Source organism: Gelidibacter sp. (assembly GCF_039916245.1).
Taxonomy (GTDB): Bacteria; Bacteroidota; Bacteroidia; order Flavobacteriales; family Flavobacteriaceae; genus Gelidibacter.
The window spans coordinates 1-7497 of the sequence record NZ_JBDSLS010000302.1; the positions used below are offsets into that span (position 1 = coordinate 1).

The following is a 7497-nucleotide window of genomic DNA, read 5'->3' on the forward strand; positions in this document are numbered from 1 at the left end:
ACATCATGACAAGAATATTAATGGTTTGTTTGGGGAATATCTGCCGATCCCCATTGGCACACGGCATTCTTGAATCTAAATTGCCTGCTGATAAATTTGAAGTCGACTCTGCTGGTACAGGAAACTACCATATCGGTAAATTACCAGACCATCGCTCCATTGCCACCGCAAAAGCTAACGGTCTCGACATTACCAACCAGAGATGTAGACAATTTGAACGCTCCGATTTTGATAATTTTGACATCATCTACGTGATGGATCAATCCAATTATGAAAACGTGGTAAAATTGGCTAGGGACACAAATGACATTTCTAAAGTGAAATTGATTCTTGAGGATGCTTCATCAACGACACCACAAGAAGTTCCTGATCCATATTGGGGAGATTCTAAAGATTTTGATGATGTTTATGCGCTTTTGGATGAGGTTTGTGAAAAAATTGCATCAGAATTAAAAAAATAGTTCTCATTTAAGTTTCCCGGTAATGAGGCTGTTAACAACCAGCATAAGGTTGCTATGCCGTAAATCTCAATTAAGATGGGCTCACTTTCAATTCTTGAGATTCTCATGAACCACATCCTGGATGTAAATAAGGTTTCTGAACAATAAATCAAAACAATAATTACCTTTGAAGGAAGCTTATTTAATCCACCCGAAAAATTGTTAAAAACTGATGGAAAATCAAACCGGTAAATTATATTTAATTCCTACAGATTTAGGAGAAAATCCCGTTTGGGAAGTATTGCCTATCTCCATAAAGAAAGTCATAGAAATCACTGACCATTATATTGTTGAAAATGAAAAAACAGCGAGAAAGTTCATCAAAAAGACAAATCCAGAAAAATCACAGCCATCGTTACATTTAAAAGTTTTAAATAAATTTACGGAAACCGCTGAGAAACTAACGTTTTTGGATGCCTGCAAAGAAGGGAAATCAATCGGCCTCTTATCTGAAGCCGGATGTCCTGCAGTAGCCGACCCAGGCTCGGACATGGTAAAACTTGCACATCAAAACAATATTCAAGTGGTACCGCTAGTTGGTCCCTCATCCATTATAATGGCACTGATGGGTTCTGGTATGAACGGTCAAAGCTTTGCTTTTAATGGCTATTTACCCATTGACAAAGACGAACGAAAAGCAGAATTGAAACGCTTAGAAAAGTTATCACATGACCAAAATCAAAGTCAGCTGTTTATAGAAACCCCCTATCGAAATAATAAAATGTTGGAGGATTTGTGCACCACATTACATCCACAAACACGAGTTTGCGTTGCTTGTGACTTGACTTTACCATCAGAGTATATAAAAACTTACACCATTAACGATTGGAAACACATCAAAATTGACCTACACAAACGTCCTGCCATCTTCATCATTCACAAGGACTGATTATAGATTGGCTTTTGCCGTTTTGTTTGGCTTGATAAAAGACGTGTCATAACCTGAAAATCGTTTCATATACGACGAGATTGAAGTCCCATAAGCATCTGAAAAGTTATCTCCACCAGAGCTTCTTAAAAACTTCTTGACACTTCCAGGTCCCGCTAAATGCGCAGCTGCAAGTATACCCGATTCAGTAATGGTTACACCATGAATTTCCTTACCTACAAATCTTGCAATATCTTTTCTCAAAATCCATTTATTACGTTCAGAATTGGCTAAAAAAGCCTTTTCCTGTAATTCTGGTGTGTATAAAAAATATTCAGGATTATAAACCCCTAATAACTTCAAAGTTTCAGCACCAAATTGATACTTCCCTAAGTAACCCAAATCATTAACCGTAAAATAGTTTCCTCGGGATTCTTTAAAAGCAAGAGCTTCTTTAAATCCCAAGTAAGACTTCCCTAAATAAGGAAAATATCTGTTGTATGTTGTTTGTTGGGGCGTTACTTCATTAGTGGATAAGAGTGCGATATCCTCAGAAACTGTGTAATTTAATTCTAACCCGGCTGTAGAAAAGATAGACATATCTACAGTTGTTTTTGGAAAAAGCGCTAGGTATAAACCGACGCAAATTGCAAAAGGGATAACAAAATAATTAGTGATTTTTTTTAACATAATTCCTAATTCTTGTAAAGCCTTTATTCCTTAAAACAGACTTAAATTTCAGTGTGCAAAGTTACAATCTTCTGTTAAACCCTCAAACTTAATCGTTTAAGGCTTCTAAAAATAGATAGCGTGGAGTTTTATGTCATTTTTATCGTTGAACTCCAATGCTGGAAAAGGCACCTTAATTACGTTCAGAACATCAAAGATGGATCTCAACACCTGTGATTTTGTTTCAATCCTTGACAAATCTACGTCTAAACTCAAATAGAACTGCCTGGTTCGTTTTTTGTTAGCAACAAAATTAACGGCAGGCTCGTTATAATCAAACTCCATGCCATCTGCGCCATAACCGACTGCCAAATTCAACCATTTTGGAATTTGTTCGTTTTTTAAAAAGGAATGGATATTAAAACTGAGCCAATACGTTTGACCGTTATAATCTTTTAAAAGCTCTTCTAAAAGTCCGTCGCCCAACTTATCCGGACTTAGTTTAGCATATTTTGTTTGATGGAAGGAGTATTTTAAGGTGATGCGCTGTTCTTCCCAAAGCAATTCTTGGCCAATATAAAGACCGGTTCCAGCACCGTTTGCTATCATATCACCCCAAGAGAAACCCCATTCTTTACTAAAACCATCTAAAACTTCAACGGCAGTTAAAAACGTAAAACCCAAGGTCGAACCGTAAAGCAGTTGCTCTTTTTTACTGGCACCACTCCAATTTAAAGCACTGGCACCAATCCTTCCCAATTGATAGGACGAGAACATATGTCCCATTTTATCCATCTGAAGCCATTCCTGATTATCATTGATTGGATGGAAATTGGAGCGCTCGTAATCAGCATACCATAATTGATTGAGCGCGATTAAAGTCAAGCCTCCAACAGCGGCTTCTGAGATATAAACTGCAGTTCTTCTGGAGGTGTTTAAGGTATCACTTGGCGTAAGGAATCTGTCAAATTTGGTTTGCGAAAAAGAATTTGAAATGAACGATAGGAATAAAATTAAAATAAATTTTATTTTGAGCATAGGTTATCGCTTTACGCCTTGCTGATTGATCCATTTTACATATTCCTGCCTGTTCACGTTGTGTTGGGACAGGGTTTTTGCAAACTTGTGATACCCAAAATTCGTTACATCGGCCACAAAATAAAAGTAATCATGGTTTTCGTAGTTTAAAACAGCATCTATGGAACTGATATCGGGCATAGCGATCAATCCTGGAGGCAAGCCTGTATATTTATAGGTGTTGTACGGAGAATCCAATTCTAAATCTTTATAAAGGACCCGTTTAATAACTTGGTCAAAATCCCCTGAACTGTGTTTCATGGCGAAAATAACTGTTGGATCGGCCTGCAATGGCATTCCAATTTTTAAACGGTTCATATAAACTCCTGCTACTCTTTTGCGTTCATCTACTTTTGCAGTTTCCTTTTGCACGATAGAGGCCATCGTCATTACTTTTTCGGGAGTAAGGTCAATGGCTTTTGCTTTTGCCAAACGCTCAGCGTTCCAGAAGCGATGGTATTCCTTAAGCATTCTATCTCTAAACTGTTCTGCGGAAGTATTCCAAAAAAATTGGTAGCTATTTGGAATGTACATTCCCAAAGCTGTTTTGGAATCAAAATCATTTGCCTTCAAAAATTCAGGAGAAGACATCACTGAGTACAGCTCTAAACTGTCCGCTTCAATTTGTGTAGAAATACGACCCGCCAAACGTTCCAGAGATTCCTGATTGTTAAAAGAAAGTTTTACAGGGATATTGTTGCTCCTAATCGAATTGATAATATCATTGTTGTTCATCCCTTTCTTTATGGCATATTTCCCCGCTTTGATATTCGAAGTGTATTTTTTGCGTTCTGCAAGCGCATCAAACCTCTCTATGTCTTTCAATAAGGGCTCCAACTCTGCCCTTACATCCTGATAAGTGGCATTCGTTGGAATATAAACATAAGCCACATCGTTATTAAACGCGGTGTTAGAGACAAACATGGTTTGATAAATTGTGTAAGCTACAAAAGCAGCCACAACTAAACCGATTAACGCAACGGCAACAAGGATTCTTTTTATATACATTTAGCTATTGATGAGTTGGAATAAATATTCGTTTTTATAGGTCTTATTACTGTAAATCCAATCTTTTTTCACGCCGACTTTTTCAAATCCTTCATTGACAAATAAGTTGATGCTAGCCTGATTATCTTCAGCGATATTACAGTAAAGTTGGTGTAGATTGAGATGCGTAAAACTATAGTTAATCAACAATTGAAGTGCTTCCTTTCCATAGCCTTGTTGCCTGTCTTCAAGTTCATATACCAAAATCCCGACGCCCGCACGACTGTTTTTAAAATCAAAATCAAACAAATCAATCAAGCCCAAAGGCTTATTATCGTAGTTGGAAATGACCAAACGCAACTGTTTGGCTTCAAAAATATCTTGATGGGCATTTTCCAGATACTGCTTCAGAATGAATAGAGAATAAGGCGTTTGAGTATGGCTCATTTCCCAAACATTTTCATCATTTTCAACGCTGTGCAAAAAGCTCAAATCTTCTGGTTCCAATGCTCGCAAATAGATGCGTTTACCTTTTAGAGTCTCCATTATATCTGGCCTTTAAAAACTTGAATGGCAGGACCAATCAACCAAATGTTTTTATATCCTTGACCGTCTTTCTCAAAAGACACTCGGAGCTTCCCTCCTTCTACATTTAAAGTGATCAGGTTTTTATCGGTCTCTCCAATATAATTCATGGCCAATGCAACCGCAGTCACGCCTGTGCCACAGGATAAGGTTTCATCTTCAACCCCACGCTCATAAGTTCTGACCGTAAAAATGTCATCAGAAATCTTTGAAACAAAATTTACATTACTGCCAGTAGCATTATAAGGGGCGCCATATCTAATTTTTGACCCAACTTCCTTTATATTAAGATGCTCCAAATCGGCTTCCATTTGCACATGATGTGGGGATCCTGTATTTAAAAACACATGCGATTCAAAGTTTTCCAAGTGAGTCACATCTTGCATTTGAAGTTTAACCGTATCATTTTCTATTTGCGCATGATGCAATCCGTCAATGGCTTCAAAGCTTGTATTGTTTTCAATAATCCCTAGGAAATTGGCAAATGCCACAATACAACGTCCACCATTACCACACATGGAACTTTGATTACCATCGGCATTGAAATAAACCATTTTAAAATCCAGCGTCTCGTGGTTCTCAAGTAAAATTAATCCGTCGGCACCAATGCCAAAACGTCGGTCGCACAAGAATTTAATGTGTTTGGTATCTTTTTTGCCAAAGGTTAAGTGACGATTATCAATCATCACGAAATCATTGCCCGTACCTTGATATTTATAGAATGTCTGTTTCATAGGTTTGGCAAATATAGGAAACTTGATGGGTTTTTGTGATGTTAAACCAGCGTTAATGTTGGCGTTAAAAATCGTTAAAAGAACTGTTATAACTCAATAAAAAATTAAATTTAATCGTTAAACTATTGAGTTTATAACCTACATCATTTATAAACCTTTATTAATACGAATTAAAAATGAAAAAGATTTTAACTCTAATTTTAGCTTCAGCTTTAGGCGGAATCATGACGCTTTCCGCTTATAAAGTATTTATTGAAAAAAACACGGTCGCTCAAGTTTCCACTTCAAATTCGAGCATTCCTTATTTTAATGCGAGTAACACTCCGGTAAGTAATTATGGCACTTTGAATGCGCCAGACTTCACGGAAGTGGCAAATGACGCTGTACACGCTGTGGTACACGTTAAAAACACCAGTATAAGTAGAGCGCCGATGACGATGCAAGATTTGTTTATGGGCCGAACCACAGAGCGCGCGCAGATTGGTACCGGAAGTGGCGTAATCATTTCGCCAGATGGTTACATTATTACCAACAACCATGTTATTAATGGTTCTCACCAACTTTCCATCACCTTAAATGATAATCGAGTTTATAATGCCAAACTTATTGGCACGGATGAAAAAACCGATATTGCATTGTTGAAGATCGATACAGAATCCGAATTAGCTTTTGCAACTTTTGGAGATTCTGATCAAGCTAAAGTTGGTGAATGGGTTTTGGCAGTAGGAAATCCATTTAACTTAAACTCCACCGTAACTGCGGGGATAATTAGCGCGAAATCCAGAGATTTATCTGGTATTAATGAACAATCCTTTATTCAAACGGATGCCGCTGTAAACTCAGGGAATTCTGGTGGTGCCTTGGTCAACACCCGTGGTGAATTGATTGGGATCAACACGGCCATTACTTCTCAAACGGGCTCCTATATTGGGTATTCATTTGCAGTACCGAGCAATATTGCTAGAAAAGTAGTTGAAGACATTATGGAATTTGGAAATGTCCAAAATGGTATTTTAGGTGTAAGAGGCGGCGAATTAAATAGTAGCACTGCTGAAAAATTTGAAGTCAATATTACCCAAGGCTTTTTTGTGAGTGATGTTGAAGAAAACTCTGGTGCAGAAAAAGCGGGCATCCAACAGGGAGACATTATTAAAAAAATTGACAATATTACCATTTCAAAATTCTCTGATCTTAGTGGCTATTTGAGCACAAAACGGCCTAATGATGTGGTTAACTTGAATATTATAAGAAAAGGTTCTGAAAAAACAATTCCGGTCACCTTATCCAAAAGTGAAATTGCCACCATTGATTATCTCAATATGCAATTAAGAAATATCCCAAGTGATATCAAAAAAAGCAGCAAAATCGACCATGGTGTTGTAGTAGTCAAAAATGAGAATTATGCACTTTATAAAAATTTGGGAATTAATAGAGGCTATGTGATTACCGAAATCAATGACCAACAAATCAAAAATGTGGATGATATCATGAAACTGAAACAAAAATTTGGCGACGATGAAAAAAGCTTAAAGAAAATGTCCGTCATCAATAGTTCAGGACAAAAAGAGAGCTTTATTTTTAGATAATCGAGCATATATTTTAAACCCTTTTAACCCTTTAATGCGAATCTGCTTTAGAGGGTTTTTTATTTCTCCTTATCGCTACGAAAACGTTTGAAATATATTACTTTTGCACTCCGAAACGTCGGAAACAAACACAACATCAACCTGTTTGCCTAATAAGCAGACCTATTAAATCTAAACACAATGAGTTTGAACGGAACTTATGAAAACGAATTGGCTTTTCAAGCAGACAGACGAAGAGCAACAGTTGAATTTGTTAAAATAGTCAGTGATCTTTGGTATGATAAATCCATTGAACTTGTACTTTTCAGAAATCAATTAATTGACAAAAATGTTAGTGAGATTTTGAATTTGCATGAATATGCAGGTGAATTTGTTCAAAAACCAATTTCAATTTTTGATTCTGTAGAGATTGCCCAAGCCATTAAAACTTTAGATGTGCCACCAGCAAAATTGGATATCGGAAAACTGACCTATGAATTTCATTTGGAAGA

At 36.9% G+C, this 7497-nt stretch carries 8 protein-coding genes and 1 pseudogene; 4 read left to right on the top strand and 5 right to left on the bottom strand.

From position 1 onward, the window contains the following. The first annotated feature begins 5 nt into the window (after nt 1-5). Nucleotides 6-461: a low molecular weight protein-tyrosine-phosphatase gene (locus ABIQ28_RS15240; protein ID WP_348038852.1), complete on the top strand. Its 456-nt coding sequence runs from the start codon at nt 6-8 to the stop codon at nt 459-461. Between the two features lie 211 nt (nt 462-672). Then, complete coding sequence (locus tag ABIQ28_RS15245) at nt 673-1389, top strand: SAM-dependent methyltransferase (RefSeq protein ID WP_348038838.1); 717 nt, start codon at nt 673-675, stop codon at nt 1387-1389. On the opposite strand, the gene ABIQ28_RS15250 is transcribed toward ABIQ28_RS15245, so the two are convergent. The 5 genes from ABIQ28_RS15250 to dapF form a co-directional block, all read right to left on the bottom strand. Then, nucleotides 1390-2058 (bottom strand): peptidoglycan-binding protein LysM, encoded by a 669-nt coding sequence (locus ABIQ28_RS15250; RefSeq protein WP_348038840.1) that lies wholly within the window; start codon nt 2056-2058, stop codon nt 1390-1392. 105 nt (nt 2059-2163) lie between these two features. Then, the gene (locus tag ABIQ28_RS15255) at nt 2164-3075 is read right to left on the bottom strand and encodes a DUF2279 domain-containing protein (protein ID WP_348038842.1); all 912 of its coding nucleotides are present in this window, start codon (nt 3073-3075) and stop codon (nt 2164-2166) included. Between the two features lie 3 nt (nt 3076-3078). After that, complete coding sequence (gene mltG, locus ABIQ28_RS15260) at nt 3079-4122, bottom strand: endolytic transglycosylase MltG (protein WP_348038844.1); 1044 nt, start codon at nt 4120-4122, stop codon at nt 3079-3081. Beyond that, nucleotides 4123-4647, bottom strand: a complete 525-nt coding sequence (locus ABIQ28_RS15265; RefSeq protein ID WP_348038846.1) for a GNAT family protein — start codon at nt 4645-4647, stop codon at nt 4123-4125. It abuts the gene before it with no gap. Next, nucleotides 4647-5420 (bottom strand): diaminopimelate epimerase, encoded by a 774-nt coding sequence (gene dapF / locus ABIQ28_RS15270; protein WP_348038848.1) that lies wholly within the window; start codon nt 5418-5420, stop codon nt 4647-4649. Before dapF ends, ABIQ28_RS15265 begins: the two co-directional genes overlap by 1 nt. 176 nt (nt 5421-5596) lie before the next feature. On the opposite strand from dapF, the gene ABIQ28_RS15275 reads away from it, so the two are divergent. Then, nucleotides 5597-7006 carry a trypsin-like peptidase domain-containing protein gene (locus ABIQ28_RS15275; RefSeq protein ID WP_348038850.1) on the top strand — a complete coding sequence of 470 codons (1410 nt, stop codon included), beginning with the start codon at nt 5597-5599 and terminating at the stop codon, nt 7004-7006. Between the two features lie 180 nt (nt 7007-7186). Further along, nucleotides 7187-7497: pseudogene (locus ABIQ28_RS15280) on the top strand (glyceraldehyde-3-phosphate dehydrogenase); the annotation flags it as partial.

Excerpts from the sequence above, each read along its gene's own strand:
- dapF (WP_348038848.1), bottom strand. The coding sequence starts at position 5,420 with ATGAAACAGACATTCTATAAATATCAAGGTACGGGCAATGATTTCGTG.
- ABIQ28_RS15240 (WP_348038852.1), top strand. The coding sequence starts at position 6 with ATGACAAGAATATTAATGGTTTGTTTGGGGAATATCTGCCGATCCCCA.
- ABIQ28_RS15275 (WP_348038850.1), top strand. The coding sequence starts at position 5,597 with ATGAAAAAGATTTTAACTCTAATTTTAGCTTCAGCTTTAGGCGGAATC.
- ABIQ28_RS15245 (WP_348038838.1), top strand. The coding sequence starts at position 673 with ATGGAAAATCAAACCGGTAAATTATATTTAATTCCTACAGATTTAGGA.
- mltG (WP_348038844.1), bottom strand. The coding sequence starts at position 4,122 with ATGTATATAAAAAGAATCCTTGTTGCCGTTGCGTTAATCGGTTTAGTT.
- ABIQ28_RS15255 (WP_348038842.1), bottom strand. The coding sequence starts at position 3,075 with ATGCTCAAAATAAAATTTATTTTAATTTTATTCCTATCGTTCATTTCA.
- ABIQ28_RS15250 (WP_348038840.1), bottom strand. The coding sequence starts at position 2,058 with ATGTTAAAAAAAATCACTAATTATTTTGTTATCCCTTTTGCAATTTGC.
- ABIQ28_RS15265 (WP_348038846.1), bottom strand. The coding sequence starts at position 4,647 with ATGGAGACTCTAAAAGGTAAACGCATCTATTTGCGAGCATTGGAACCA.